This is a genomic window from Aeromonas sp. PS2Canimalfood6 (assembly GCF_048276795.1).
GTDB lineage: Bacteria > Pseudomonadota > Gammaproteobacteria > Enterobacterales > Aeromonadaceae > Aeromonas > Aeromonas caviae.
Genome location: NZ_JBLUXC010000028.1, coordinates 25033 through 51552 on the forward strand (window position 1 = coordinate 25033; position 26520 = coordinate 51552).

General features: G+C 64.0%; 23 protein-coding genes. 11 read left to right on the plus strand and 12 right to left on the minus strand.

The genetic code is table 11. The features are described 5' to 3' along the window. The first annotated feature begins 70 nt into the window (after positions 1 to 70). The 3 genes from ACNPAA_RS12625 to ACNPAA_RS12635 all read left to right on the plus strand — a co-directional run bounded on the left by ACNPAA_RS12625 (position 71) and on the right by ACNPAA_RS12635 (position 3717). Entirely contained in the window at positions 71 to 1444 is a 1374-nt protein-coding gene (locus tag ACNPAA_RS12625) for a PLP-dependent aminotransferase family protein (protein ID WP_417891800.1), read from the plus strand. A gap of 29 nt (positions 1445 to 1473) precedes the next feature. After that, positions 1474 to 1938 carry a hypothetical protein gene (locus ACNPAA_RS12630; protein WP_041211035.1) on the plus strand — a complete coding sequence of 155 codons (465 nt, stop codon included), beginning with the start codon at positions 1474 to 1476 and terminating at the stop codon, positions 1936 to 1938. A 141-nt stretch (positions 1939 to 2079) separates the two neighbouring features. Then, positions 2080 to 3717 carry a hypothetical protein gene (locus ACNPAA_RS12635; protein ID WP_210538377.1) on the plus strand — a complete coding sequence of 546 codons (1638 nt, stop codon included), beginning with the start codon at positions 2080 to 2082 and terminating at the stop codon, positions 3715 to 3717. 36 nt (positions 3718 to 3753) lie between these two features. On the opposite strand, the gene ACNPAA_RS12640 is transcribed toward ACNPAA_RS12635, so the two are convergent. The 3 genes from ACNPAA_RS12640 to ACNPAA_RS12650 all read right to left on the minus strand — a co-directional run bounded on the left by ACNPAA_RS12640 (position 3754) and on the right by ACNPAA_RS12650 (position 7842). Further along, entirely contained in the window at positions 3754 to 5067 is a 1314-nt protein-coding gene (locus tag ACNPAA_RS12640; protein ID WP_041211033.1) for a sodium-dependent transporter, read from the minus strand. 412 nt (positions 5068 to 5479) lie between these two features. Then, positions 5480 to 6793 (minus strand): sodium-dependent transporter, encoded by a 1314-nt coding sequence (locus tag ACNPAA_RS12645; RefSeq protein ID WP_128272362.1) that lies wholly within the window; start codon positions 6791 to 6793, stop codon positions 5480 to 5482. Between the two features lie 209 nt (positions 6794 to 7002). Next, on the minus strand, positions 7003 to 7842 hold the full coding sequence (locus tag ACNPAA_RS12650; protein WP_010672899.1) for an isopenicillin N synthase family dioxygenase: 840 nt from the start codon (positions 7840 to 7842) through the stop codon (positions 7003 to 7005). Positions 7843 to 8041: 199 nt separating this feature from the next. On the opposite strand from ACNPAA_RS12650, the gene ACNPAA_RS12655 reads away from it, so the two are divergent. Then, entirely contained in the window at positions 8042 to 8605 is a 564-nt protein-coding gene (locus ACNPAA_RS12655; protein WP_010672898.1) for a DUF2799 domain-containing protein, read from the plus strand. A 53-nt stretch (positions 8606 to 8658) separates the two neighbouring features. On the opposite strand, the gene ACNPAA_RS12660 is transcribed toward ACNPAA_RS12655, so the two are convergent. Together ACNPAA_RS12660 and ACNPAA_RS12665 are read right to left on the minus strand one after the other, a co-directional pair. Next, positions 8659 to 9480: a Cof-type HAD-IIB family hydrolase gene (locus tag ACNPAA_RS12660; protein ID WP_069652461.1), complete on the minus strand. Its 822-nt coding sequence runs from the start codon at positions 9478 to 9480 to the stop codon at positions 8659 to 8661. Between the two features lie 228 nt (positions 9481 to 9708). Beyond that, positions 9709 to 10947: an MFS transporter gene (locus ACNPAA_RS12665; protein ID WP_323938080.1), complete on the minus strand. Its 1239-nt coding sequence runs from the start codon at positions 10945 to 10947 to the stop codon at positions 9709 to 9711. 148 nt (positions 10948 to 11095) lie between these two features. Here ACNPAA_RS12665 and ACNPAA_RS12670 point away from each other — a divergent pair, with 148 nt between their 5' ends. Both ACNPAA_RS12670 and ACNPAA_RS12675 read left to right on the plus strand, forming a co-directional pair. Continuing rightward, positions 11096 to 11719, plus strand: coding sequence for a helix-turn-helix transcriptional regulator (locus ACNPAA_RS12670; protein WP_041214535.1), 624 nt, complete (start codon positions 11096 to 11098; stop codon positions 11717 to 11719). 309 nt (positions 11720 to 12028) lie between these two features. Then, positions 12029 to 12505, plus strand: coding sequence for an Lrp/AsnC family transcriptional regulator (locus tag ACNPAA_RS12675; RefSeq protein ID WP_010672894.1), 477 nt, complete (start codon positions 12029 to 12031; stop codon positions 12503 to 12505). Between the two features lie 129 nt (positions 12506 to 12634). On the opposite strand, the gene ACNPAA_RS12680 is transcribed toward ACNPAA_RS12675, so the two are convergent. The 3 genes from ACNPAA_RS12680 to ACNPAA_RS12690 form a co-directional block, all read right to left on the minus strand. Beyond that, positions 12635 to 12952: a hypothetical protein gene (locus ACNPAA_RS12680; RefSeq protein ID WP_041211026.1), complete on the minus strand. Its 318-nt coding sequence runs from the start codon at positions 12950 to 12952 to the stop codon at positions 12635 to 12637. A 148-nt stretch (positions 12953 to 13100) separates the two neighbouring features. Further along, positions 13101 to 13331, minus strand: coding sequence for a hypothetical protein (locus ACNPAA_RS12685; protein ID WP_029313696.1), 231 nt, complete (start codon positions 13329 to 13331; stop codon positions 13101 to 13103). A gap of 35 nt (positions 13332 to 13366) precedes the next feature. Beyond that, positions 13367 to 13792: a MarR family winged helix-turn-helix transcriptional regulator gene (locus ACNPAA_RS12690; protein WP_029313694.1), complete on the minus strand. Its 426-nt coding sequence runs from the start codon at positions 13790 to 13792 to the stop codon at positions 13367 to 13369. A gap of 176 nt (positions 13793 to 13968) precedes the next feature. Here ACNPAA_RS12690 and ACNPAA_RS12695 point away from each other — a divergent pair, with 176 nt between their 5' ends. From ACNPAA_RS12695 to ACNPAA_RS12710, 4 genes are all read left to right on the plus strand, one after another. Next, a complete protein-coding gene (locus ACNPAA_RS12695; protein ID WP_049635933.1) occupies positions 13969 to 14973 on the plus strand; it encodes an NADP-dependent oxidoreductase in 1005 nt (334 codons plus the stop codon). 178 nt (positions 14974 to 15151) lie between these two features. After that, positions 15152 to 15592 carry a nucleotide triphosphate diphosphatase NUDT15 gene (locus ACNPAA_RS12700; protein WP_104455281.1) on the plus strand — a complete coding sequence of 147 codons (441 nt, stop codon included), beginning with the start codon at positions 15152 to 15154 and terminating at the stop codon, positions 15590 to 15592. A 172-nt stretch (positions 15593 to 15764) separates the two neighbouring features. Next, positions 15765 to 16907 (plus strand): chromate efflux transporter, encoded by a 1143-nt coding sequence (gene chrA / locus ACNPAA_RS12705; RefSeq protein ID WP_210538379.1) that lies wholly within the window; start codon positions 15765 to 15767, stop codon positions 16905 to 16907. A 137-nt stretch (positions 16908 to 17044) separates the two neighbouring features. Next, positions 17045 to 17914: an AraC family transcriptional regulator gene (locus tag ACNPAA_RS12710; RefSeq protein WP_161469971.1), complete on the plus strand. Its 870-nt coding sequence runs from the start codon at positions 17045 to 17047 to the stop codon at positions 17912 to 17914. A 70-nt stretch (positions 17915 to 17984) separates the two neighbouring features. Here ACNPAA_RS12710 and msrB read toward each other — a convergent pair whose 3' ends face one another. From msrB to malQ, 4 genes are all read right to left on the minus strand, one after another. Beyond that, positions 17985 to 18371 (minus strand): peptide-methionine (R)-S-oxide reductase MsrB, encoded by a 387-nt coding sequence (msrB, locus tag ACNPAA_RS12715; protein ID WP_010672886.1) that lies wholly within the window; start codon positions 18369 to 18371, stop codon positions 17985 to 17987. Positions 18372 to 18427: 56 nt separating this feature from the next. Further along, positions 18428 to 20566, minus strand: a complete 2139-nt coding sequence (gene glgX / locus ACNPAA_RS12720; RefSeq protein WP_244812840.1) for a glycogen debranching protein GlgX — start codon at positions 20564 to 20566, stop codon at positions 18428 to 18430. Then, a complete protein-coding gene (gene glgB, locus ACNPAA_RS12725; RefSeq protein WP_221365829.1) occupies positions 20566 to 22743 on the minus strand; it encodes a 1,4-alpha-glucan branching protein GlgB in 2178 nt (725 codons plus the stop codon). The genes glgX and glgB overlap by 1 nt, the downstream gene beginning before the upstream one ends. 82 nt (positions 22744 to 22825) lie before the next feature. Further along, positions 22826 to 25015, minus strand: coding sequence for a 4-alpha-glucanotransferase (malQ, locus tag ACNPAA_RS12730; RefSeq protein WP_417891802.1), 2190 nt, complete (start codon positions 25013 to 25015; stop codon positions 22826 to 22828). A 346-nt stretch (positions 25016 to 25361) separates the two neighbouring features. Between malQ and gap the strand changes: the two genes are divergently transcribed. After that, a complete protein-coding gene (gap, locus tag ACNPAA_RS12735) occupies positions 25362 to 26357 on the plus strand; it encodes a type I glyceraldehyde-3-phosphate dehydrogenase (protein WP_010672882.1) in 996 nt (331 codons plus the stop codon). Positions 26358 to 26520: the final 163 nt, after the last annotated feature.

The following is a 26520-nucleotide window of genomic DNA, read 5'->3' on the forward strand; positions in this document are numbered from 1 at the left end:
GTTGGTTGTGTATAGGCTGATAATCACGCTATATTGCGGACAATCTTGGATCAATGGATTTATTGTCACCATGACAATCTGGACTCCCGACCTCACCCCTTTCGAGGGGCCCCTCTACCTCAAACTGGTCAAGGCCATCGAGCAGGCCATCGCCACCGGCATCCTCTCACCCGAGACCCGGCTGCCGACCCACAGGGCCCTGGCAGATAAGCTGGGGGTCACCGTGGGCACCGTCACCCGCGCCTACACCGAGGCGGAGCGACGGGGCCTGCTGGCGGCCCGGGTCGGGCACGGCACCTGGGTCAGGGGAGAGGCGGATCCCGCCAACGAATGGGTGATCCGCAATGAAGACAGCCAGCGCATCGAGTTGTGGCAGAACCTCCCGGTCCAGCTGGACAGGGGCGCCATCATCAGGCCCCTGCTCACCGAGCTGGCGCAGGGGGATCTCAACGGCCTGCTCGGTTATGACAAGGAGGCGGGACGCCCCGCACAGCGCCAGCTGTTCGTCGACTGGCTCGCCGAGCAGGGCATCACGGCGAGCGAAGATCGCCTGCTGTTCAGCCATGGTGCCCAGCACGGCATCATGCTGGCCCTGCTGGCCACCGGCTGCGTGGGAGAGACCCTGTTTTGCGAGGGACTGAGCTACCCCGGCATGCTGGGCAATGCACGCCAGCTCAAGAATCAGGTGGTGGGACTGGCGATGGATGAGGAGGGACTGCTGCCAGAGGCGCTGGATGCCGCGTGCCGTACCCGCCGGGCCAAGCTGCTCTACCTCACCCCCACCCTGCAAAACCCCACCACGGCCACCATGAGCCTGGCGCGACGCGACGCCATCGTCGCCATCGCCCGTCGCCACGATCTGCTGATCGTCGAGGATGACGTCAACGGCCTGCTGCCCGAAAGTGCGCTCCCTCCCCTGGTCAACCTGGCACCGGAGCGGGTCATCTACCTCGGCAGTCTCGCCAAGATCGCCTGCGGCGGCCTGCGGGTCGGCTTCGTGTTGTCCCCTCCCGCCCTTCGCAACGGCTTCGCCCAGGCGATGCGGCTGTCGAGCTGGATGGTGAGTCCGCTGCTCATCGAGCTGGCCTGCAAACTGGTGAGCCAGCGCCAGATCATGCCGCTCATCGAACACCAGCGAAAAATCCTGGCGCGCCGGGGTGAGCTCCTGCACCACCTGTTGCCGGGAGCGCGCTGGCAGCCGGGGTCCATGCACGCCTGGCTGCCGCTGCCCGAGCCCTGGCGCAGCCAGGAGTTTGCGGAGGCCGCCAACGCCCTTGACGTGGGGGTCGCCAGCGGAGAACACTTCGCCGCCGGCCAGTTTGCCGCCCCGCAGGGAGTACGCCTCAGCCTGAGTCAGCCCGCCACCGACGCCCGCGTCGCCGAAGGGCTGGAGCGCCTCGCCGGGCTGCTGAGGGGCACGCCGCCCACCAATCCCCTGCTATAGTCATTGACCCTGGCACCCGAGGAACCTTCATGTCTGCCGTCCGTCCCGCCCTGCTGATCGCGACCCTGCTGCTGGGAGGCTGCGCCTCCCCGGCCCATCAACAGCTTGGCGCCGCCCTGAGCGGGCTGGAGGGGGAGCTGACGCGGCTGGAGGAGGAGTTGGCAGCCATGAACGGCCTTCACTATCAAAAAGCCATCGACGCCCCGGTGGCGCTGCGCCGCTATCTCAAGGCCCCCGCACCGACGGCGGAGGGACTGGTGCCCGTGCAAAGCCGGCTGCAAGATGGCCCCCTGCTGCGCTACGACTACCGGCTGCCCGCCGGAATGACACAGCTGCCCACCGACAACCCCTGCCTGCGCTACGAGTTCGAGCTGCGCCGCCTCGGGCGCCTGGGCCAGCTCGAGCTCGCCTGGCAGGGAGAGTCGGGAGCCGGGGAGCTGCGAGTCCCCCAGCGGGACTGCCCCTTCTCGGCCAGGGGGCCCGGCCTTCAGTGATGCTTTCTTTGCCCTGCCCAAGGCTGGCACTGAGCCATTCCTGACCCAGGTGGGGTATTGACCCCCTCTGGCTCTCGCGGGAGAGTGGAGGCTAACTTTGAATCCAACCTCGCCCCCCCGACCGGCGAAGGAGCGTCAAAGATGCAGATCCTCCTCATCGAAGACGATGCCATGATGGGCTCGACCCTCACCCAGGGACTGAGTGATCTGGGGCTGCCCCCCACCGAGCTGTTCCACTGCAAAGAGATTGCAAGCCTGCCCGCCCTGCTGCGCCAGCACGCCTTCGATGCCATTCTTTGCCGCCAGTATCACCACCAGGCCCACGAGGGAGTCAGGCTGCTGCATGAAGCACACCACCTGGGCCTGCTCGCGCCCGGCTGCGTGCTCCTGCTGCTGGAGCAGGACGAGGACACCGGCCAGTTCCCCCCCTCCGACCTCTATTTCGCCCTGCGTCTGGCCGTGCCCTTCACCACGGAGCAGTTGGCGCACAGCCTGCAAGCGCTGCTGGCACTGACCACGGTGACCCGCCCCCTGGCCACCCCCATGACGCTCAGGGAGTGGCGCAGCGCCTGCGCCCAGTGCGAGGATCTGCTTTACCGGCACGCCAGCCACAAGGGGCTGGAAGCACAGATGGACAGGGTAAAGGGCTACATGCTGCTGCAAGCCGGGGAACGGGTGCAGGCCGCCCAGCACTACGCCATCTGCACCACGGAGCACGATGCCTGGTGGCCACGCCAGGGACTGAACCAGGCTCTGCTCGGGCTGAACCGGGTGGAGAGCGCCCACAAGGATCTGGCCCGCAACCGGGAGCGACTGCCCCCCGTCATCCATCAGGCGCTGGTTCTCGCCTGCCAACTGCACGAGGCGCAGTGGGATCCGGCCTGGGAAACCTTGTCAGGCTTGCTCCAACGCTGCCCCTGGCAGCCGCAGTGGCGCCAGGTGGCCATTTTGCTGGCCTTACTGCGAAGGGATGAAGGTCAGGTGCTGGCGCAGGCCAGCGATTTCATCCTGCGCTACTTCCCCAAACAGACGTTTCGCCACTCTGTCGAACGCTGCCTGCTGGATGCGACCCTGGCGGTGCTCTGGCATCCACCGGGAGAGGCCAGAGTTCATGGGCTGCAGCAGGCCCTGGAGGAGCTCGGCCAGCAGGCCGTGACCCTGCGGGCCCACGAGGAGGGGCTGCTGCGCGCCCTGATGCTGGGTCTGGATTATCGATTCGATGACGCCTTGATGCTGCTGGCCAAGCACCCGCCGGAGGCGGCGCGGGACAATCACCTCAACCAGTTGCTCGGGGTGGCCGTCAGCCAGTTCTGCGGGCTTCCCCACCATGCCCAGCGTTATCTGGCCCAGCTCGGCCAATATCAGGGGCCGGTGGCACAGACCCCGCTGTTGCAGGGGCTCATTTTGCAGGTGGTCGACGATCTGGCGCGGCAACTGGCGCAGCGGGAGCAGCTGCTGACCCAGCTGCGCGAGGAGCGGCAACGGGCCATGACCACGGGTCAGCTCCAGCTCGCCGTGCAGAGTGCTCTGACCCTGCAGGAGCGATTCCCGGCCCAGGCGGGGGATGCCTGGCAACTGCTGGTATTGCTGACCCAGTGCTGGCCCGCCGGCATGGCGGCCCCGGCGGTGGCCCGCCTGGTGGACAGGCTGGAGCAGCGTCTCAACCACAGTGCCGCCTTCCTGGAACACCATGGGAACGCCTATCGGGAGACCCTGCAACAGGTGAGATCCCACCTAGCCCCCAAACTGCCGCCCCTCGGTCCCCATCAGGGCCTATAGCCATCCAGGGCGGTGCATGCCGCCCTGGCAGGTGCGTTACAACAAGCCCCGCACCAGGATCCCCGCGATCAGCAGGGGGGCGACCAGCCGCCAGCACCAGAGCAGCGCACCACGCATCAGCGGCGAGAGATCCGCAGGCACAATACTGTCCCCCAGCTTCCAGCCAAGCAGCAGGGTCAGCACCAGACCGAACAGGGGCATCATCAGGTTGGAGGTGAGGTAATCCAGCAGATCGAACAGGGTCTTGCCAAACAGGGTGTAGTCAGCCCAGGGCCCGAACGACAGACTGACCGGAATGCCGCAGGCCATGATGAGCAGGGTCAGGACCCGGCAGGCATTGCGGCGCGACCAGCCCCACTCCTCGGTGGTGAAGCGCACCAGGTGCTCCAGCATGGAGATGGAGGAGGAGAGCGCCGCCACCAGCAGCAGCAGGAAGAAGATCACCGCCAGCCCCTGACCGAACGGCAGGTGGTTGAACACCGCCGGCATGGTCATGAAGGTGAGGCCGGGGCCGGCGGCAGGATCGATGCCGGTGGAGGCCAGCACCGGGAAGATCATCAGCCCCGCCAGCACCGAGATGCAGCTCGCCAGGGTGACCACCCAGACCCCGGAGCGCAGCGCCCCGTCACTGCTCGGCAGGTAGGCGCCATAGGTGGTGTGTACCCCGAGGCCAATGGAGAGGGAGAAGAACGCCAGCCCCAGGGCGTCGAGCACCCCCTGCCCCGTCAGGTGGGAAAAGTCGGGCATCAGGAACTGGCGTACCCCGGCCATGGCCCCCGGCATTGAGAGCCCGGTCACCACCAGGAGCAGCATCATCACGAACAGGGCCGGCATCATCCAGCGCAGCGCCCGCTCCACCCCCTGTTGCAGCCCTCCCTGCACGAACCACCAGGTGAGCCCGGCGAAGACGAGATGGGTGAGGGCCGGCCAGAGGGGATCGCTCACATAACCGGTAAAGAGTGCGGTGAGGGTGCTCGCCTCACTCAGGTTGAGCTCGCCGCCCACGGCCAGGGCTGCATAGCCCACGGTCCAGCCCCCCACCACGCTGTAGAAGCTGTAGATGAAGAAGCCACACAGGATCCCCATGTAACCCATCCAGCGCCAGTTCGGCCCCACCAGCTTGTGGAAGGCGCCGAGCACGCCGCGCTGGCTGCGGCTGCCGAGCAGGGTCTCCCCCACCAGCACCGCGACCCCCAGGGTGAAGCTGAAGAGCAGGAACACCAGCAGGAAGGCACCGCCACCGTTGGTGGCTGTCACATAGGGAAACTTCCAGATGGCGCCAAGGCCGATCGCCGAGCCGGCGGCCGCCAGCACATGACCAATACGGGAAGACCACTGAACCTGGCTCATACAACCTCCGGGCAAGACAACATCAGTTCGATACTCCATGGCTAGACGCGGTGTGCGCCGCAACAAAAAAGGCCGCCTGAGGGCGACCTTGGCAATGAACAGTCAGACAAACGACACCTGCAAGGTCACCTCTCCAGGAAGGGGCTAAATCGGCCACAGAGAGCGATAAGGGGTGACATGGGAGGGCGACGCCTGCACGGTAAAAAGGAGCCACAGCCTAAACCATGGCAAGAGAAGTTGACAGGAAATAGTCTAAAACAGAACCAAAAACAGATTTAACCAAAATAAAATATCGAAATTTCAGACAGTTACTCTGTTAATTTTTAATTAACAGATTTTTATAAAGAGTCAATCCTGCCACCCCACTCCCCGGCCAGCCCGGCCGGGGAGTGGCAGAGATGACCAAGCCTCCCTACACCAGGCCGCGCACCAGAATGCCGCCAATGAGCAGGGGAGCCAGCCAGCGCCAGCAGCCCATCAGCAGTGCCCGCCAGTGGGGAGCCAGCCCTTCGGGCAGCGCCTGGCGACCGAGCCGCCAGCCCAGCAGCAGCGTCAGGGCCAGCCCGAACAGGGGCATCATCAGGTTGGAGGTGATGAAGTCCAGCAACTCGAAGATGTTCTTGCCAAACAGGGTCAGGGTGGCCCAGGGACCGAACGACAGGCTCACCGGGATGCCACCCGCCATCACCAGGGCAATGACCAGGTTGCACGCCGCGCGGCGGGACCAGCCCAGGCTCTCGCACAGGAAGCACTGCAAGTGCTCCAGCAGGGAGATGGAGGAGGAGAGCGCCGCCACCACCAGCAGGGAGAAGAACACCACCGCCAGCCCCTGGCCGAAGGGCAGTTGCTGGAACACCGCCGGCATGGTCATGAAGGTGAGGCCCGGGCCCGAGGCCGGGTCAATACCGGTCGCCGCCAGTACCGGGAAGATCATCAGGCCCGCCAGCACGGCGATGACGCTCGCCAGCAGCACCACCCAGAGGCTGGAGCGACCGACCCCTTCACTGGAAGGCAGGTAGGCGCCATAGGTGGTGTGGATGCCAAGGCCGATGGAGAGGGAGAAAAAGGCCAGCCCCATGGCGTCCAGCACACCCGACATGCCGAGCTTGCTGAAATCGGGCATCAGGAAGTGGCGCACCCCGGCCATGGCGCCCGGCAGGGTAAGGCCGAAGGCCACCAGCAGCAGGATCATGATGAAGAGGGCCGGCATCATCCAGCGCAGGGTGCGCTCCACCCCTTGTTGCACGCCGCCCCGCACGAACCACCAGGTCAAGCCGGCAAACAGCAGGTGGGTCAGCACCGGCCAGAGCGGATCACCGACGTAGTCGTTGAAACGGGCGGTCAGTGCCGTGCCGTCCCCCTGTTGCAGCTCCCCCGCCAGGGCCATGCCCGTGTACCCCAGGGTCCAGCCGCCCACCACGCTGTAGAAACAGAAGATGAGCAGGCTGCACAGCAAGCCCATGGCACCGACCCAGCGCCAGCGCCTGCCCATCAGTTCACCAAAGGCGCCCACCACCCCGCGCCGGGTCAGGCTGCCGATCAGGGTCTCCCCCATCAGCACCGCCACCCCCAGGGTGAAGCTGAACAGCAGAAAGACCAGCAGGAAGGCGCCGCCACCGTTGGCGGCGGTGACATAGGGGAACTTCCAGATGGCGCCGAGACCGACCGCGGAACCTGCGGCGGCCAGGATGTAACCGAGCCGGGATGACCATTGGGACTGCTTCATAAGAACTCCACGGGAAGGGCCTGCCAGCGAGGCCCGAAATGGCGCTCAGAGTACGCCCGCGGGCGCGCAATCACTCGGCGTATATCCGATATAAAACTCAGTTTTTAGCATCATTAACCAATAAAATTCGGATAACCAACCAATCGTGCCACAAAATAAAAACCGGAGCGGGGATGCTCCGGTTTGTTGTCTGCCCGGGTCTGGCGGGATTAGATGACCCCCAGTTCCCGCAACCGCTCCATCAGATAGCTGTGGGCGGTGTGGCGCTCCGAGAGCACCACATCCGGACGGGGGTGCAGGAAGAGCGGCAAGGAGATGCGGGACTTGGCGGCACTGCCCCCGGTCGGGTTGATGACCCTGTGGGTGGTAGAGGGGTAGTAGCCGCGGGAGGCCTCCTGCAGCATGTCACCGATGTTGATGATGAGGGTGCCGAAATCGCAGGGCACATCCATCCACTCCCCGTCTGAACCTTTCACCTGCAGGCCCGGCTCGTTGGAGGCGGGCAGAATGGTCAGCAGGTTGATGTCTTCATGGGCGGCGGCGCGGATGGCACCCGGCTCCTCGGTGCCGTCGAAGGGCGGGTAGTGCAGCACCCGCAGCAAGGTCTTGTGGCTCTCTTCGATCATGGAGGAGAGCGGGCAGCTGTAATGGGCGGCGATGTCCCCCGGGGTGTGTTGCTCCACCCAGCCCAGCAGCTCGGCGGCCAGATCGTTGGCGAGGCGGTAGTACTCCATCGCCTGCTCTTTCAGCTCTGCCGGCATCTGGCCCCAGGGATAGATGTGGAAGTACTCCTTGATGTCCTTCTGGCTGTGGCCCTTGGCCACCTCGGACACCGAGGGCGGGAAGTAGCCGTCCTGGGTCTCGCGATTGAACAGGAAATCCTGCTTCTGTTCGCTCATGAAGAAGCGATACCAGTTGTCATAGATGGACTGCACCAGCTCCTTCGGGATGGGGTGGTGAGTCAGCACTCCGAAGCCGGTGGTGCGCAGGGATTCGGTGAAGCGCTCGGCCGCATCGGGGGAGCGATAATCGACGGTCAGGACTTTCATTGTTTTTATGTTACATGCCAGTTAAAAGTAGGCGCAGTTTACCCTGCCTCCCCCGGCAAGAAAAGGCTGCCAGAAGCCCGTCTACAATGGCTTGAAAATACTGATAAAAACATCATGATACGGCCCCCTCGCCCGGTGCTTGTCCCGGACGGGCCTCCTCTTCTAGAATGCCCCACCCCTTTGCTGTCGGAGCCCCCTCATGTCCCCCAAGATCCTGTTGTTGACCCTTCCCTTCCTGCTCGCCGGGTGCAGTTCCCTTTCGGAGGAGGAGTGCCGTGCCATGAGCTGGTACAACCAGGGCTATCAGGACGGGGAGCAGGGCAAGACCCGAAGCGCCACCCGCGACTATCAGAAGACCTGCGGGGAGTACGGCCTCAAGGTGGATGAGGCGGAGTGGCAGCGCGGCTACGCCAAGGGACTGGAGCTCTATTGCATCCCCGAGCTGGCCTACAGCAAGGGACGGGAGGGGAGCGAATACCTGGGGGTCTGCCCCAACGACACCAGCTTCCTCACCCAGTTCGAGCGCGGCCGCAAGGAGTACCTGCTGGAGCAGCGCCTCGGCGAATTGCAGCAGGAGCTGGAGCGCACCGAGCGGAGCATCCACCAGTTGGATCAGCAGATCCGGGGCGAGAGCGACAGCCGCCAGCGCGACTACTACCGTGCCCAGCGCGAGCGCGCCATCCGTCACTACGAAGGGGTATACCGGGACTACAACCGGCTGCGCTTCCCGGATCGGGTGATCCAGTTCTCCTTCGGGAGCTGACAAAAAGGGGCCGACATGGCCCCTTTCTGTTTATGCCGTAGACTGTTTTCCCCTCAGGCGGGCAGGACCCAGCGCTGCAACGCCAGGGCGATGCCATCCTCGTTGTGATCCGCGGTGACCCGGTCTGCATGGGCCTGGATCTGGGGCGCCGCATTGCCCATGGCCACCGCCAGCCCCACCTGCTCGAACATGCTGATGTCGTTGTTGTTGTCACCAAAGGCCACCAGGTTCTCCATGGCGATCCCCTCGCTCGCCGCCCACTGGGCCAGCCGGTTGCCCTTGCTGCAACCGGGCTGCACCAGCTCCACCGCATAGGGGGCCGCCCAGTCACGGGTGAAGGGCAGTCTCTCCACCACCTCCCCGACGAAACGGTGCAACCGGCCGGGATCCTGGTTGAACAACTCCAGCTTCCAGATGGGGGACTGCAACCAGAGCTCGATATCCTCGGCGGGCAGCAGGGAGACCTTGAGGTGATCTGGCTGGGTTGCCGACCAGCGCCGCATCCGGCCCACGTGCTCCTCGCAGCCCAGGTAGCCGATGCCGTCCCCCAGGTGGAACAGCGCCCCCATCTGCTGGGCTTGCACCTCCTCCAGCAGGGTGGTGAGAGGCGCCACGGCCAGGGGATCCCCGGCGAGGATCCTCTCCTGCACCGGATCATAGAGATAGGCCCCGTTGCTGCAGATGATGGGGGTGTCGAGGGCCAGCTCGTGGTGGAAGGGACGGGCCGTCATGAAGTGGCGACCCGTCACCAGCAGTACCTTGATGTCGTGGGCCCGGGCCTGGGCCAGGGCCGCCCGGGTAGCGGACGAGATCTTGTGATCCCGGTTCAGCAGGGTACCGTCCATGTCCAATGCAATGGCCTGATAACGACTCATATCACCTCCAGGAATGTCGAGACGGGTGCGGCGCCATCCCGTTGCCAGTGCCACGACTCATCTCACCGCCAGGAATGCGGACTGGGCATCGCAGGGTCCATGATGGGAGACGCGCTCACCGGGGGATCGGGAAAAGCGGTGCAAAGAGCCATACCGTCCCAGACTCGGCGCCGCGATGCAAGTCCGGCCCGCCACCCCGTCGCCGAACTGTGATCCCCGCGCCCTTCGTCAGCCCGCCTCGGCGCACCCGGCCACGATGTTTCGCCTGTCCGCCCGTCTGCGCAATCCGTAGAAACCGAAGGCACAGATCACGCCGCAGAGGCCGGCCAGGTAGAAGGGCCACTCGGTCCCCGCCAGCAGCACCAGACTGCCCAGCACCACCGCCAGGATCTCGCTGCCCACCGCCAGACCGCGGTAGAGCCCCATCGCCTGCCCTTGCTGGCTGGCATGGCTGCGGTTGGAGACCGCCACCGAGGTGGCCAGCTCCCCCAGACTCATGCCGATGCCGGCCGGGATGAAGGTGAGCGCGAGCCCCCACCACTGGGTCGGCAGGATGAACATCAGCATGCCCGCCGCCATCACCAAGTGGCCGACGATGCCAAGGGAGCTGCCGCGCCAGTGCCGTGCCAGCTGCTCACCGATCCAGGAGCCCAGCATCATGGGCACGCTCACCAGCACGGCGGCCTGGGCCAGTTGCACCGGATCCCATGCCAGCCGCTCCACCAGCCAGACATTGAAGTAGGTGAAGTAGAGCTGCACCGCCCCGTAGCTTGCCAGGGTCAGGGCAAAGTAGGGCAGGAGACGAGGTTGCAGCAGCAGTTGGCGGGTCGAGAGGGGAGCTTCATCCCGGGTCGCCGGCACCGGGGGACGATTGGGCAGCAGCCAGAGCACCAGCAGCAGGTTGATCACCGTCATCCCCACCGCCAGCCAGGCCGCCAGACTGTAATCCCCCGAGACCACGGCCGCATAGCCCCCGATCATGGGGCCCACCACCCAGCCCAGGTTCATGCCGATGTTGATGCGGGCGAAGTTGCGGGCTTTGGTCCTGGCCGTGCTCATGTCCGCCGCCATCGCCTGCACGATGGCGATGTCGCCGTTGAAGAAGCCCTCCACCACCCGGCTCAGCAGCAAGAGCGGCAGGGAACGCCAGGCGATGCCGAGGGCCATCAGCACATACCCCGCCAGCACCCCCACCAGACAGAGGGTCAGCACCGGCTTGCGCCCATGGCGATCGGAGAGGCGGCCAAGCAAGGGGGCCCCCAGCAGTTGAAACAACGGATAGAGCCCCATGATGACGCCAAGCCACACCTTGCGGCTCCAGTCCGACGCCTGTGGCGTCAACATGCCCTGGGCCGGATCCAGCAGCAGCGGTGCCAGGACGGGGGAAGGCAGGCTGAACCCCGCCACCGCCAGCGTCACCGTCATCACCAATACCCAGAGGGTCGCCTGTCCCTTGATCCCTTCCATCTTCGCCTCATTAAATAAAGTTATCGGTTTATTTATATTGTGAGGGGTCGTCCATTAAGTAAAGCAGATTGTTGATTTAAATCTCCCTGCTACCCATAATGACCTCATCCAGGCCGTCACCGCACCGATACCCACCACCGGAGCCCCCATGAACGCCAGTACCGACAAGATCCTCTATCTGCTGAAAACCCGCGGCCCCCAGAGCGCCGCCGAACTCGGCGACCAGTTGCAGATGACGTCCATGGGGGCACGCCAGCACCTGATGGCCCTGGAGTCAGAGGGCTGGGTGGGGTTTAGCGACGAGGCCCGCGGCCGTGGTCGCCCGGTGCGCCTGTGGCACCTCACCGACCAGGCCTGGCAACGCTTCCCCGACACCCATGGCGATCTGACCCTGCAGCTGATCGACGACATCCGGCAGGTGTTTGGCGACGCGGGCATGGAGCAGCTCATCACGCGGCGGGAGCAGCAGATGCAGGCACGCTATGAATCCAGGTTGACCCAGCCGGCGCTGGCAGACAGGCTGATGACGCTCAAGGCACTGCGCACCCAGGAGGGGTATATGGCGGACATGTCGCAGGAGGAGGACGGCAGCTGGCTGTGGTGGGAGAGTCACTGCCCCATCTGCAGTGCAGCCAGGGCCTGTCGGGGCTTTTGCCGCAGCGAGCTGGCGCTGTTTCGCCGGTTGCTGGCGCCGGCCGAGGTGGAGCGGGAGCAGTATCTGCTGGAGGGGGACAGCCGCTGTCTCTATCGCATCCGGCCGCCCCGCCCCTGAGCGGGCGGAACGCAAAAACAACAAAGCAGGCGCCGGGATGCCTGCTTTGTTGCCTTCGGGGAGGGGGTGCTCTCGTTCCAGCCCGTTGTTTCCCGATAAGGTCGAACGGCTGATGGGGCTCTTGACCCGGTAAGGTCCTTCACCACAGGTGCCTGGTCGGGCGCCTGTCTTGCCACCGGAAGATGTAACCATGGTACTCCCCGCGATGCGGTGAGTGGTTGTGAAGTAGCAGGTATTTTCAGTTGTTTTTGCAATAGTTCACCCTTAATCTAGGAAAAGTGGATTAGTAATTGCGAAGAGGTACGGAGAATGCTGAAACTTGATCGTATAGACAGGCATATTCTGGAGCTGATGCAGGAAAATGGCCGCATCAGCAACCTGGAGCTGGCCGAGCTGGTCGGGCTCTCTCCCTCCCCCTGCTCGCGCCGGGTCAAGGCGCTGGAGGATGCCGGTCTCATCGATACCCATGTCACCCTGCTCAATGCCCGCCAGCTGGGGCTGACCCTCACCGCCTACATTCACATTTCCATGGACAGGCACACTCCGGAGCGGTTCGAGAACTTCGATCGCGCCGTCAAGGATCTGCCCGAAGTGCTGGAGTGCGACCTCATCACCGGCAACGATGCGGATTACCAGCTCAAGGTGGTGGTGCGGGACATGGAGCACTACCAGCACTTCCTGCTGGACAAGCTGACCCACATCTCCGGCGTGACCGGGGTGCGTTCGAGCTTCGTGCTGCGCCGCATCAAGCACAAGACCGCCCTGCCCCTCAACCACCTGGGCTGACCCCCGTATCCGGGGAGCACCAAAAGCAAGAGGAGGCCCGGGCCTCCTCTTCTTGTCTCTGCTATCAAGGGTATTCGCGGTCAACACAGCCCCCGGGCGCCATCGCGCCGCCAGGTGGCGAACGCCTGGTCATGCCTCGACCTGGCTGACGTCCTGCACCTGCAGCAACCAGCCGCTCTGCTCCTGCAGGGGTTCGCCGCGCAGCCGCAACCGCTCACCGGTCGACACCCACTGCCCTTTGGGCAGAGAGATTTCCAGGCTCTCGCTGCCATTGTCGAACACCCAGCGATCGGCACCCAACGACTCCATCAAGTACCCTTCCATCTCCACTCTGGACTCGGCCTGCCAGGAGGGGGAGGCGGTATCACGGCTCTCGATGAAATCCCCCTGAACACCAAAGCTGGCCAGCCCCCACAGAATGGAGAGCCCGACGATGGATGATTGCATCTCTCTCTCCTGTTGGTTTGCTACCTTGAGGGCCAGTATGGGAAGAGAAAAATGAGTGCACCATGAACAAGGTGCCAAAGTGCTGGCAAGATCGCGAAAAAAACCGGCCCCATGGCCGGTCATGTCATTTTATGTCGTACAGGTCACACTACTTGGCCGCTTCTTCTGCCATCCGTGCAGCCCTTGGTTTATTTGTCCACATGGCCACCCCGCGGTGATCCGCACAGATCCCCTCGTCGGTGACCGCCCGCACCCGGACCCCGTCCTTGCAGATGGCCTGCCAGGCATCGGCATCGTCGATCTGCAGCTCGGAACGGGGATAGGAGGTATCGGCGCAGGCGCACAGCAGGATGGCAAACAGAGGCAGCAGGGATTGCATGGGTTTCATCGGGTCACTCCTGACGGGAAAAGGGATCAGCGCCCCAGCTGCGCCGCCACGCGATCGCAAAGCTGCTTGAGCTGGGCCAACTCAGCATCGGCCAGATCCACCTGATTGCGCAAGCTGTCCGCCAGACAGCACTCCCTGACCTCCTGCTGCAACTGGCGTCCCGCCTCGGTCAGACTGATGCACTTTTGCCGCTCATCCTCGTGGGAGACGGTTCGGGTCAGCCACCCCTTGCTCTCCAGCCGCTTGACGATGGGGGTCAGGGTGCCCGCATCCAGTCCGGTCTCCTGCCCTATCTCCTTGAGGCTGACCTCGTCCCGGGCCCAGAGCGAGAGCATCACCAGGTACTGGGTATAGGTGAGATCCAGCTTGTCCAGCAGCGGCCGATAGGCACGCATCACCGCATTGGAGGCGCTGTAGAGGGCAAAACAGACCTGCTTTTTCAATTCGCTCATGGAGGACCTCGCTGACGACAAGGGGGGCAGTATACCCCATCAACTTCGGGGCTGAATAGTTTGCACACAAAACAGTTGCCAGCCCCCGCGTTCAGGACTACCCTGATTTTAGTTTGCACACAAACAAAAATGCCAGGCCGCCGCCCGACGCGCGGCCCCACTGCCGGAGAATGCCCATGAATGCCATCAGCCATCAAATCCAACTGCTGCGTCGCCCCACCGGTCTCCCCACCCTGGAGGACTTCGCCCTCCGGGACGTGCCCCTGCCCGCCCTGCAGGAGGGAGAGGTGCAGGTCGCCAACCAGTGGCTGTCGGTGGACCCCTACATGCGCGGCCGCATGAGCGAGGCAAAAAGCTACGTTCCTCCCTTCCCCCTCAACGGTCCCCTCGACGGCGGCGCCATCGGCACGGTACAGGCATCGCGCCACCCCGATTTCAAGGTGGGGGACAAGGTGAGCAGCATGCTGGGCTGGCGGGATGCCTTCGTGGCAAACGCCGCCCAGCTCACCCGCCTGCCCGACACCACCCTGCCGCCCCAGCGCTTCCTCGGCGCCCTCGGCATGCCGGGCATGACCGCCTGGGCGGGCCTGCACAAGGTGGCACACCTGAAGGCCGGTGAAACCCTGCTGGTCTCGGCAGCCTCCGGGGCGGTCGGCACCATGGCGGTCCAGCTCGCCAAGCAGGCGGGGGCCAGGGTCATCGGCTCCACCGGCTCGGCCGACAAGGTCGCCTACCTCAAGACCCTGGGAGCCGATGCGGTGATCAACTACCGGGAGACCCCGGATCTCGACGCCGAGCTGGCCCGCCTCGCCCCCGAAGGCATCCACGTCTACTTCGAGAACGTGGGGGGCGCCATGCTGGATGCCGCCCTCAACCACCTGGTGGTGCACGGGCGCATCGTGCTGTGCGGCCTCATCGAGCAGTACAACAGCAACGGCCAGGCCAGCGGCCCGCGCAACCTCTCCCAGGTGATCCGCAAGCGCATCCTGATGCAGGGGCTGCTGGTCTCCGATCACTGGCAACACTACGGGGCGTTCCTGGCCGAGGCCATGCCGGCCTTCGAGGCGGGCACCCTCCAGGCCGAGGAGACCGTCAGCGAGGGGCTGGCCAGCATGCCGCAAGCCTTTATCGGACTGTTCCAGGGCCGCAATACCGGCAAGATGCTGGTCAGACTGCCCTGATCCGGAGGCATTTCCCATCTATTTAACAGATAGAATATCGCCAGACCCATCCATTTAAGCGATGGAAAATCGGCATCCGATCGCCCTTGAACAGGCGGCTTGCACAACGGGCCCATCCCCCCTAAGGTAGGCCCGTTTTCCCTGGCGCACCCCGCCGTCTCAGCAAGGAGCCTCCCCTATGTCTACCCCCTATCCCCGCGTCGGTGTCGGCGTCATTCTCACCAATGGCCAGGGCCAGGTACTGCTTGGCAAGCGCAAGGGCAGCCATGCCCCCTACTGGTCCATCGCAGGCGGTCATCTGGAATTGGGGGAGACCTTCGAGTCGGCAGCCATCCGGGAGGTGGCGGAGGAGACCGGCTTCGTCATCCACCAGCCTCGCGTCATCGCCGTCACCAACAACCTGGAGACCTGGCGCGAGAGCGGCCTGCACTACATCTCGGTCACCTTGCTGGCAGAGGTGGACGGGGAGCCGCAACTGCTGGAGCCGGAAAAATGCGAGGGCTGGAGCTGGTGCGACCCGCACACTCTGCCCGAGCCTCACTTCGATGCCAGTCGCCAGTCCATCGCCTGCTGGCTGGCGGGACAATGCTACCTGCCCCAGGCACAACCGGCCCCCTGACCCTCACCGGCAGGCTGCCGCGCGTCACCCCGGTACCTCTCGTCTGCTGGCGGAGGCGACCAGCCCCCCGCCAGCCCCTGTTGATGGCAGGCAGCGCGGGAGGGCGTACCGTCACCAAACTGTCACTTTTTTGTCATATTATCCGGGCCAGGATGATGACGAGGAGGGGAAGATGGGACAGGTATTCATGCAGTTCTTGTGGCTGGGGTGCATCAGTTTTGGCGGGCCGGCCGCCCATATCGGCTATTTTCAGCGCACCTTTGTCCAGCGGCTGGGCTGGCTGAGCCAGGCGGAGTTCGCCCAGTTGCTGGCCCTGTGCCAACTGCTGCCGGGTCCGGCCTCCAGCCAGCTCGGCTTTGCCATCGGCCGCCACCGCGCCGGCATCAGCGGCGCCCTGGCCGCCTTCGTCGGCTTTACCCTCCCCTCCTTCCTGCTGTTGCTGGCGGCCGCCGTCGGTCTGGGTCAGCTTGCGGGCAGCCTCTGGCTGGACGCCGCCCTGCACGGCCTCAAGCTGCTGGCGCTCGTCGTGGTGGCGGATGCCGTGCTCACCATGAGCCGCCAGTTCTGCAAGACGGCACTGCAACAGGGGGTCATGGTGGCCACCGCCGCCGCCCTCTGGTGCGCCCCCGGGCTTCTGACCCAGGTCGCCATGCTGCTCGGCGCGGCCCTGCTCTGTGCCTTGCGCGAGCCGCACCCGGGGAGTCAGGGCCTCGCGTCCACTCCTGCTCGCCAGCCTCACTGGCCGACCCTGCTGCTGTTCGCCCTGCTGTTCGTCGGCCTGCCCCTGGTGGCGAGCGGCCCCGTCAGCCAGTTGCTGGCCGAGTTTTACCGGGCAGGCAGCCTGGTGTTTGGAGGTGGTCACGTGGTGCTGCCCCTGTTGCAGGAGAGCCTGGGTCACCACCTGAGCGAGCAGCAGTTCCTGACCGGCTACGGCCTGGCCCAGCTGGTACCCGGCCCCATGTTCACCCTGGCCACCTACCTGGGCGCCGTGCTGCTGCCCGCCACTCCCCTCATCGGAGCGCTGCTGGCGACCCTGGCGCTCTTCCTGCCGGGTTTCTTGCTGCTCTGGGCGCTGGGCCCCTGCTGGCAGCACTGGCTGGCCCGCCCCCGTCTGGCGGGGGCCGTGGCCGGTATCAACGCCGCCGTGGTGGGGCTGCTGCTGGCGGCCCTCTATCAGCCGGTGTGGCAGAGCGCCGTGCTCTCCCCCACCGATCTGGCGCTGGCCGCCGTCGGCTTCTACCTGCTGCGGGTGCCACGGCTCCCCGTGCTGCCCCTCGCCGCCCTGCTGACGGGGGCAGCCCTGTTGTTGGCCTGACGAACCCGCGACAAGTCAGGCAGCGCCCGCCGGGCTGTCGGTCGTGGATCTTCTCCCCGAAGGGAGGCAAAGAGAGCAAGATCCGTCAGGACAGCTCGGGCCCGTTGGCCGATAGTGGGCAGCACAGAGGAGAGACCATGGATCACAACCAGACAGAGGCCTACCGCCGACGCTTTCAAACGGTGACAGAGCACATCGAGCGCCATCTCGACGACGACCTGTCGCTGGAGCGGCTCAGCGCCGTGGCGCACTTTTCGCCCTTTCACTTTCATCGGCAATTTGCCGCTTACTGCGGCGTGCCGCTGGGACGTTACATCCAGCTGCTGCGGCTGAAGCGGGCCTCTTACCGGTTGGCATTCGCACCTCTGGACAAGGTGACTGATATCGCCCTCGATGCCGGCTTCCAGCATGGCGAATCTTTCAGTCGCGCCTTCAAGCAGACGTTCGGCCTGACGCCCAGCCAGTTCAGGCATCACCCGGACTGGGCCAGCTGGCATCGCTGCCTGCCACGGCCCCCCACAAAGAGGATTGACCCCATGCGAGTCGACATCATCCAGTTCCCGCAGACCGCCGTCGCCGCCCTGACCCATCAGGGCCTGCCCGAGCGCATCAACGACACCGCGGCGCGCTTCATCCAGTGGCGCAAGGCCACGGGCGGCTCCCCGGTCGCCACCAGCCGGACCTATGGCCTGGCGCCGGACGACCCCGCCACGACGGAGGGTGCGGCGTTTCGCTTTACCCTCTGTGGCAGCGTCGAGGCCCCCGTCACCGAGGACAATGAGTGGGGTGTGAAGAATGCCCTCATCCCGGCCGGACGCTGCGCCGTGGTACGCCACCACGGCTCCCACGACCTCCTGGCCGACTGTGCCCGGGCGCTCTACCGCGACTGGCTGCCCGCCAGCGGCGAAGAGCTGCGGGATTTTCCGCTCTTCTTCCACTACCACAACTTTGTACACGAGGTGCCCACCCATGAGCTGGTCACCGACATCTACCTGCCGCTGGCATAGCCCGGCACCTGACAGGGGGAGATAAAAAAGCGGCGCCTCCGAAGGGAGGCGCCGCTGGTCGTGTCGGGGATCAGGCGTCGGGCTCGAAATCCAGGCTCAGGCTGTTGACGCAGTAGCGCTGGCCGGTCTCGGTCGGCCCGTCGGGGAAGACGTGGCCGAGGTGGGAGCCGCACTGGCTGCAGGTGATCTCCACCCGCTTCATGCCGTGGCTGTTGTCCTCGGTGTAGGTCACCGTCCCCTCGATGGCCCGGTCGAACGAGGGCCAGCCGCAGCCCGCGTCGAACTTGGCTCCTGAGTGGAACAGCACCTGCTTGCAGCAGACGCAGTGGTAATCGCCGCTCTTGCGGTTGTGCAGCAGGGCACCGCTGTAGGGACGCTCGGTCCCTTTCTCCCAGCAGACGTGGAACTGCTCTGCACTCAGCTTGTCGCGCCACTGTTCAGGGTTGTTACTGCTCATTCCGGCTCCTCACCACTGATAACGGTGCCCAGCATACCCAGTCAGGGCGCCTGGCTCTACCCCGCCAGCGGGAACTGTGATCCCGTTGGCAACACGGCGACAACATCTGCTGCCACCACCCCTTCGCTCGCCAGCACCGCCGCCGGCAGGGCGACCCGCTCCAGCAGCTTGAGGGAGTGGGCACGCCCCACCGCCACCTGCCGCTTGATGTCGTCCGGCAGGAAGGGCAGGCCGTCGTTGGTGGCGGTGTCGATGGTCTGGATCCACTCCATGCCCTCCCCCGGCGGCGGCAGGCGGAACTGGATGTCATAGTCGCTGGCGTTGAACAGCACGTACCAGCGCTCCCCGGTGCAGCCGATCATGCCGATGTCCATGGCAAACGCCTGCCCCATGGGGGCGTGCCAGTCCTGATCGGTGAGCTGATGGCCGTCCGGGTGATACCAGTTCACCTGGTGACAGCTGGTCGCCTTGCCGTTCCAGCCGTCGTCGCTCAGTTGCAGGTTGGAGAAGACCCCGGACTCCGCCCGCAGCGCCATCATCTGGCGGGTGAAAGCGAGCAGCCGCTCGTCCTCCGGACGCAGTTGCCAGTTCACCCAGCTTATCTGGTTGTCCTGACAGTAGGCGTTGTTGTTGCCGAGCTGGCTGCGGCCCATCTCGTCCCCGGCCAGGAAGTGGGGCGTCCCCTGTGACAGCAGCAGGGTGGCGATGAGGTTGCGCTTCTGCTGCTGGCGCAGGTTGTTGATGCGCGGGTCCAGGGTCGGCCCCTCCACCCCGTGGTTGCTGGAGAGGTTGTTGCCGTGGCCGTCCCGGTTGTCCTCGCCGTTGGCCTGGTTGTGGCGCTGGTTGTAGGAGACCAGATCCTCGAGGGTGAAGCCGTCGTGATAGCAGAGGTAGTTGACGCTGGTGTGGGGGGAGCGCCAGTTCTTCGGGAAGAGATCCCGCGAGCCCACCAGACGGGTGGCAAAATCCCCCATCTTGCCCGCATCCCCGCGCCAGAAGGCGCGCACCGTGTCGCGGTAACGATCGTTGATCTCCAGCCACTGGCTCGGAAACTGGCCGAGACGATAGCCGAAGGGGCCGATGTCCCAGGGTTCGGCAATGAGCCTGACCCGCGCCAGCACGGGATCCGCCATCATGGCCTTGAAGAAGGCGCTCATGGGATCGAACTCCCCTGCTTCCCGCGCCAGGGTGACCGCCAGATCGAAGCGGAAACCGTCCACCTGCATCTCGGTGACCCAGTAGCGCAGGGCATCGAGCACCAGCCGCAGGGTGTTGGGGTGATCCAGATTGACACTGTTGCCGCAGCCGGTGACGTTGGCGTGGCGATGGTAATCCGGACCATGGGCACCCGACTCGAAGGCGTAGTAGCCCGCGTTGTCAAACCCCTTGAGGGAGAGCATGGGGCCGTCGAAGCCCGACTCCGCGGTGTGGTTGTAGACCACATCCAGGATCACCTCGAGCCCGGCCCGGTGCAGCTCGCGCACCATGGTCTTGAACTCGGTCACCGCATCCTTCGCCCCGTAGCGCGGTTCGGGCGCGAAGAAGGCGATGGGGTTGTAGCCCCAGTAGTTGGTCAGCCCCAGCTGCTCGAGCCTGGGCTCGGACATGAAGGCCGCCACCGGCATCAGCTGGACCGAGGTCACCCCCAGCCCCTGCAGATGCTCGATCATCAGCGGGTGGCTGATGCCCAGATAGGTGCCCTGCAACGCCTTGGGGATGCCGGGGTGCTGGCGGGTGAACCCTTTGACGTGGGTCTCGTAGAGCACGACCCGCTCCGGCGGGATGCCGGGCTTGCCGGCCCCCTGCCAGTCGAAGGCATCGTCCACCACCACCGACTTGCCCACCATGGCCGCGCTGTCCCCCTCGTAAAGGGCATCGTCCCAGTGGGTGGCACGGCTGAGCGCCCGGGCGTAGGGGTCTATCAGCAGCTTGTCCGGGTCGAACAGCAACCCCTCCTGGGGAGCGCCATGCACCCGGTAGCCATAGCGCTGACCGGCCTTGACCCCGCGCACGTGGCCGAACCAGTACTGGCCGCGCCGACCGGGCAAGGGGAGACGCGCCAGCTCTTGCTCCTCGTCGTCGAACAGGCAGAGCTCCACCTTGTCCGATTGGGGAGCCCAGACACAGAAGTGGCAGCCCGTCTCGTCCAGACGAGCGCCAAGCGGGTGATCTACCCCGTTTTCCATTTCAAACATCAGGACTCCTGTTTGATGAACAAGGTCGCGAGCGGCGGCAAGTCCAGCACCAGGCTGTGTGCCATCCCCTGCCAGGGGGTCGCCTCGGCGACGAAGACCAGACCCACATCATAGTTGCTGCCCCAGTAATGCTCGCTGTCGGTGTTGAGCACCACCCGATAGCGACCGGCAGCCGGCACCCCGAGACGGTAACCGATGCGCGGCACCGGGGTGAAGTTGCAGGCCACCACCAGCGGATGGGCCCCCAGCTTGTCGGCCCGCAGCCAGGCGAAGATGCTGTTGTCGGCATCGTTGTGATCCAGCCAGCGGAAACCTGCCTGTTCATAATCCGCCTGATACAAGGCAGGTTCATGACGATAGAGGTGGTTGAGATCCCGGATCAGCCGCTGCTGGCCGCCGTGCCTGGGGTACTGCAACAGGTGCCAGGGCAGCTGGGCATCATGATTCCACTCGTTGCTCTGGGCGATCTCGGTGCCCATGAAGTTGAGCTTTTTGCCGGGGTGGGCATACATGAAGCCCATGTAGGCGCGCAGGTTGGCGGCCTGCTGCCACTCGTCCCCCGGCATCTTGTAGAGCAGGGAGTGCTTGCCGTGGACCACCTCGTCATGGGAGAGGGACAGAATGAAGTTCTCGTCATAGTGGTACACCATGGAGAAGGTCATGTCGTTGTGGTGGTAGCGACGGTGAATGGGCTCTTTTTGCATGTAGCTGAGGGTGTCGTGCATCCAGCCCATATTCCACTTGAAGCCAAACCCCAGGCCGCCAAGGAAGGTGGGGCGGGAGACCCCGGCAAAGGCGGTGGACTCCTCGGCGATGGTCATGGCGTGGGGGTACTTGCCGTACACCTCCTCGTTGGTCCACTTCAAGAGGCTGATCGCCTCGTAGTTGTGGTTACCGCCATCGACGTTGGGCACCCACTCACCGGCGTTGCGGGAGTAATCCAGATAGAGCATGGAGGCGACCGCATCCACCCGCAGGCCGTCGATGTGGAACTTGTCGAGCCAGAACAGGGCGCTGGCCACCAGGAACTGGCGCACGGTGTCGCGACCGAAGTCATAGATGTAGGAGTTCCAGTCCGGGTGCCAGCCACGGCGCGGATCTTCGTACTCGTAGAGCGGCGTGCCGTCGAAGCGGGCCAGGCCGTGGGCATCGGACGGGAAGTGGGCGGGCACCCAATCCAGAATCACGCCGATCCCCGCCTGGTGGCACTGATCCACGAAGTATTTGAAATCGTCGGCCGTGCCGTAGCGGCTGGTGGGGGAGAACATGCCCACCGGCTGGTAGCCCCAGGAGCCGCTGAAGGGATGCTCGGAGACTGGCAGCAGCTCGATGTGGGTGTACTCCATCTCCTTGATGTAATCCACCAGTTCCACCGCCAGCTCGCGCCAGCTCAGGCTGTCGCCGTTGGAGTGACGCTTCCAGGAACCCACGTGCAGCTCGTAGATGGAAAGGGGCTGCTCGCGCTTGTCATTGAGCTGACTCTCGCGCCAGTCGGCGTCCTGCCACTGGTACTGGCCGTGGTCATAGACCACGGAGGCGAACGAGGGGTACTGCTCGCAGTAGAAGCCCACCGGGTCGCTCTTGTGGGGCAGGCGATTGCCCGCCGGGTCTTTCAGTTCGAACTTGTAGCGATCCCCGGCCTTGAGCCCCGGCACGAATAGCACCCAGTGGCCGCACTGGCTGCGCTGCATGGGGTGACGGCGGCCATCCCAGAAGTTGAAATCGCCGATGAGGCTCACCGCCGTGGCGCTCGGCGCGTAGACGGCAAAGCGTACCCCTTCCACCTGCTGGCCGAGGTGCGTCACGGTGCGCAACTGGGCGCCGAGGGTGTGGTAGAGGTTTTCCGGTTGCCAGGTGAGTTCCGCCAGCCCTTCCCAGGCGGCAGCCTGGAACTGATAGGGGTCGATGATGTCGGCACTGGCGTCGGCGTAGGTCGCGATGAGCTGGTAGGGGAAGGGATTCTTGCGGCGGGTGAAAACAGTTTCAAAGAGGCCCGCTTCGTCAGCGGCGGTCAGGGTGGCAACTATCTTGCCTGACTTGAGATCCCTGACCCGGACCTCGAGTGCATCGGGCAACCAGGCGGTGAGTTTCAGGCCTGGCCCATCCGGATTGGCCAGCAGGCCTAGATGGGAGAAGGGATCGGCACAGCGGGCGGCAACCAAACGTTCAACGGGCATCGACATTTCCTTTGATGGCTGAACATCCGCTTCGGCCGAAGCCAAAGCGGATGAAAGTGAGTCACATGTTGGCGTTCAAGGCTCAACGGCTGGCCTCGTCACGGGCCCGGCTCATCTTGCCCGCCAGATTCTTGAGCGCCTCGTCGGCGAAGATATCCTCCAGATCCCGGGAGAGCTTGCGACGCCAGTTGGGGTACTCGTAGCTGGTACCCGGCACGTTGACCGGCTTGTCCATCTCCAGCCAGTCTTCGAGCTGGGTGCTGAACAGGGCACAGCTGCCGCGGGACATGTGCAGTTGCAGACCGTGGTTGAGCTCGGTATTCATGCCGACCCAGTTCACGTCGTGACTGATATTGCCAGAGATGACCCCATGAGCATGCAGGCTGTCAAGGATCCGCTGCTTGGCCTGGTGGCGATCAGCATACAGGGTCTTGAGTACGTCTTCATCCGGGTACAGGCCCAGTTCGCGTCCCAGCGCCAGATCGTCGCAGTGCCAGAAGCCTTTGAGGGTCGGCATGTCGTGGGTGGTCAGGGCGGACATCGCCTGCTCGGCGTAGTGCGCCGGGGAGATGAAGCCACCATCGTCCTTGGAGCGCTCGAAGAAGAACACCTTGTAGGAGTGGACGCCGTTCTCTTTCAGGGTCACGTCGATCCCCTCCGGCACGGTCCCCAGATCCTCGCCGATCAGCAGGCACTGGTTGCGATGAGACTCGAGGGCCAGGATCCCCAGCAGATCGTTCACCGGATAATAGATGTAGGCCCCCTTGGCGGCCGACTCTCCGGGCGGCACCCACCACAGGCGCAGCAAGGCCATCACGTGGTCGATGCGCAGGGCGCCGCAGGAGCGCATGTTGGCACGGAACAGATCCACCATGGGCTGGTAGGCGGCCTCGAACAGCTGGTTCGGGTTCATGGGGGGCAGGCCCCAGTTCTGGCCGAGGGGGCCGAGAATGTCGGGCGGTGCACCGACCGAGGCTTTCGGGCAGTAGAGATCCCGGTTTGCCCAGATCTCGGTGGAGCCTTCGGAGACGCCGACCGCCAGATCCCGGTAGATCCCCATCACCATGCCGGCGGCCTTGGCGCGGGCATCGGCCCGGGCCAGCTGCTCGTCAGCCAGGAACTGCAGATAGAGATAGAAGGCCACATCCTGCTGGTGCTCGGCCATCCAGGCCGCCACTTCGGGGTTGTGGTAATCGCGCAGCGCCTCGGGCCAGACCGGCCAGCCCCAGGCATTCTCGCCCTTGGCATAGAAGTGGGCCTGCAGGGCGTCAAACGCTGCCTGCTGTTGCAGGCTGTCACCGCCGGCAGCCACGAAGGCATCGAACGCAGCCTGACGCTCGGCGCTGAAGCTGGACTGGTCGAACACCTGGCGCAGCATCCCGATCTTGGTCTGGATGACGCCGGTGTAATCCACGTTGTCCTTGACCCGCAGGGAGGTGAGGTGCTGCTGGAAGGCCGGGCTCGCCACCTCCGCTTTCAGGCGATCGTTGCCCAGGAATTCGGGCACCGCTTCCACGTCGATATAGGCGACGTTGAGCCAGCGACGGGAAGAGGGGCTGTAGGGGCTGGCACTCTCCGGGTTCGCCGGATAGAGGGCATGAATGGGGTTGAGACCGACGAAGTGGGCTCCCCAGGCGGCGGCATTCTCAACCAGCTGGCCGAGATCGCTGAAATCGCCGATGCCCCAGTTGTGGCGGCTGCGCAGGCAGTAGAGCTGGACGCTCGGGCCCCACACCTTGCGACCATTGGCGATGGGCGCCTGCTTGTAGCAGGACTTGGGGGCGACGATGAGACGCATGGTGGCCAGCGGCTCGTCATTGCCCTCTTCCAGCAGGATGAGCTGGTGATAACCCAGCGCAGGCTGCACATCCAGGGTGACGCGATAGGCCTGACACTCCATCTCCTCGAACTCGGCCACCCCGACCAGCTCACCCTCGATGGGGGTGAGTTGACCGGACAGCACTGCACCCTGCTCCTGCTGGAGCTGCCAGGTGAGGGCATCGTTGACGAATTCGATGGGGAGGCGAACCTCAAGAGTAACGGCGTCGCCGCTGCGTACCACCATCACGGGATCCAGCGCGCGCAGCCAGTGCTGGCGGTGCTCCTGCTCAAGCTGTTCGGACAGGGCGGCCTCGTCGTCGACGCGGTAGCCCATGGCGCCCAGCATGGCGGCCTTGCTCTCTTCCGATACCAGGGCCGGCTGGCCCCAGGCATCAACATACTCACTGGCAATGCCTTTGGCGGCAGCCAGCTGTTCAATCAGGGTGGTCATAGTTTGAGAATTCCCGCTGTGGATTCTGTCTACGCTATTTTGTGATTAATTTTTATGGTTGGTACTTGAACAGTGGCTCTTTGGCCATGCTGAACCGCGCACATTTTTACATATCTCCCCGGCTGGATGTGTGACCGGGCAGGCACTATTGTTGTTCTCTGCCACCGACTTTGCTGATGATGCATTCAACAAAAGTTGGTAGCCAGTTACATAAACCGAAAATAAATTTCACAGTTTTTCATGATATAGCGCAATTTCGCGCAGATTGTTGGTTGACTCGCGAGGGAGTTCTAGTAAATTTACAAACGGAATTTTCTTTGACTACTGAACAGTTAGGTAACCAATTATGACTATCAAAGTAGGTATTAACGGTTTTGGCCGTATCGGTCGTTTCGTTTTCCGTCTGGCCGCTGAGCGTGCTGACATCGAAGTGGTTGGTATCAACGACCTGATCGACGTTGACTACATGGCTTACATGCTGAAGTACGACTCCACTCACGGTCGCTTCAAGGGCACTGTTGAAGTCAAAGACGGCAACCTGATCGTCAACGGCAAAACCGTACGTGTTACCGCTGAACGTGACCCGGCCAACCTGAAATGGGGCGAAATCGGTGTTGACGTTGTTGCCGAAGCAACCGGTCTGTTCCTGACCGACGAAACCGCTCGCAAGCACATCGCTGCCGGTGCCAAGAAAGTCGTACTGACCGGTCCGTCCAAAGACGCCACCCCGATGTTCGTCATGGGCGTCAACCAGGATTCCTACGCTGGCCAGGACATCGTTTCCAACGCTTCCTGCACCACCAACTGCCTGGCCCCCATCGCCAAGGTTCTGAACGATACCTTCGGTATCGAATCCGGCCTGATGACCACCGTTCACGCTACCACTGCTACCCAGAAGACCGTTGATGGTCCGTCTGCCAAAGACTGGCGCGGTGGCCGCGGTGCGGCTCAGAACATCATCCCGTCCTCTACCGGTGCTGCCAAGGCTGTTGGCGTGGTCATCCCGGAACTGAATGGCAAGCTGACCGGCATGGCCTTCCGCGTGCCGACTCCGGACGTGTCCGTTGTTGACCTGACCGTCAACCTGAAGAAAGAAGCGTCCTACGCTGAAATCTGCCAGGCCATGAAGGCTGCCTCCGAAGGCGCCATGAAGGGCGTGCTGGGCTACACCGAAGACGAAGTGGTTTCCACCGACTTCCTGGGCGAGCGTCAGACTTCCGTGTTCGATGCCAAGGCTGGTATCCAGCTGAACAAGACCTTCGTGAAAGTCGTCTCCTGGTACGACAACGAAATGGGCTACTCCAGCAAGGTTCTGGACCTGATCGCTCACATCTCCAAGTAATTTGGGATGCGCAATCGCGTAGCTTGAAAAAAGGCGGCCAATGGCCTAATGCCAGTCAGTTAAGCCTGACTGGCATTGTTTTTACTAGGTTTTCTCGTCGCATACTTCTGTGGTTTGGCTTTGATGCACCTTGGGTAACTTCGTTCTCGGCGGGCGGGTAACT

Coding starts and splice junctions, on each gene's coding strand:
- ACNPAA_RS12710 (WP_161469971.1), top strand. CDS start 17,045: ATGGATCACAACCAGACAGAGGCCTACCGCCGACGCTTTCAAACGGTG.
- ACNPAA_RS12625 (WP_417891800.1), top strand. CDS start 71: ATGACAATCTGGACTCCCGACCTCACCCCTTTCGAGGGGCCCCTCTAC.
- malQ (WP_417891802.1), bottom strand. CDS start 25,015: ATGACCACCCTGATTGAACAGCTGGCTGCCGCCAAAGGCATTGCCAGT.
- glgX (WP_244812840.1), bottom strand. CDS start 20,566: ATGTTTGAAATGGAAAACGGGGTAGATCACCCGCTTGGCGCTCGTCTG.
- ACNPAA_RS12655 (WP_010672898.1), top strand. CDS start 8,042: ATGTCCCCCAAGATCCTGTTGTTGACCCTTCCCTTCCTGCTCGCCGGG.
- ACNPAA_RS12695 (WP_049635933.1), top strand. CDS start 13,969: ATGAATGCCATCAGCCATCAAATCCAACTGCTGCGTCGCCCCACCGGT.
- ACNPAA_RS12700 (WP_104455281.1), top strand. CDS start 15,152: ATGTCTACCCCCTATCCCCGCGTCGGTGTCGGCGTCATTCTCACCAAT.
- ACNPAA_RS12650 (WP_010672899.1), bottom strand. CDS start 7,842: ATGAAAGTCCTGACCGTCGATTATCGCTCCCCCGATGCGGCCGAGCGC.
- ACNPAA_RS12630 (WP_041211035.1), top strand. CDS start 1,474: ATGTCTGCCGTCCGTCCCGCCCTGCTGATCGCGACCCTGCTGCTGGGA.
- chrA (WP_210538379.1), top strand. CDS start 15,765: ATGGGACAGGTATTCATGCAGTTCTTGTGGCTGGGGTGCATCAGTTTT.
- ACNPAA_RS12680 (WP_041211026.1), bottom strand. CDS start 12,952: ATGCAATCATCCATCGTCGGGCTCTCCATTCTGTGGGGGCTGGCCAGC.
- msrB (WP_010672886.1), bottom strand. CDS start 18,371: ATGAGCAGTAACAACCCTGAACAGTGGCGCGACAAGCTGAGTGCAGAG.
- ACNPAA_RS12640 (WP_041211033.1), bottom strand. CDS start 5,067: ATGAGCCAGGTTCAGTGGTCTTCCCGTATTGGTCATGTGCTGGCGGCC.
- ACNPAA_RS12690 (WP_029313694.1), bottom strand. CDS start 13,792: ATGAGCGAATTGAAAAAGCAGGTCTGTTTTGCCCTCTACAGCGCCTCC.
- ACNPAA_RS12665 (WP_323938080.1), bottom strand. CDS start 10,947: ATGGAAGGGATCAAGGGACAGGCGACCCTCTGGGTATTGGTGATGACG.
- gap (WP_010672882.1), top strand. CDS start 25,362: ATGACTATCAAAGTAGGTATTAACGGTTTTGGCCGTATCGGTCGTTTC.
- ACNPAA_RS12660 (WP_069652461.1), bottom strand. CDS start 9,480: ATGAGTCGTTATCAGGCCATTGCATTGGACATGGACGGTACCCTGCTG.
- ACNPAA_RS12635 (WP_210538377.1), top strand. CDS start 2,080: ATGCAGATCCTCCTCATCGAAGACGATGCCATGATGGGCTCGACCCTC.
- ACNPAA_RS12685 (WP_029313696.1), bottom strand. CDS start 13,331: ATGCAATCCCTGCTGCCTCTGTTTGCCATCCTGCTGTGCGCCTGCGCC.
- ACNPAA_RS12675 (WP_010672894.1), top strand. CDS start 12,029: ATGCTGAAACTTGATCGTATAGACAGGCATATTCTGGAGCTGATGCAG.
- ACNPAA_RS12645 (WP_128272362.1), bottom strand. CDS start 6,793: ATGAAGCAGTCCCAATGGTCATCCCGGCTCGGTTACATCCTGGCCGCC.
- glgB (WP_221365829.1), bottom strand. CDS start 22,743: ATGCCCGTTGAACGTTTGGTTGCCGCCCGCTGTGCCGATCCCTTCTCC.
- ACNPAA_RS12670 (WP_041214535.1), top strand. CDS start 11,096: ATGAACGCCAGTACCGACAAGATCCTCTATCTGCTGAAAACCCGCGGC.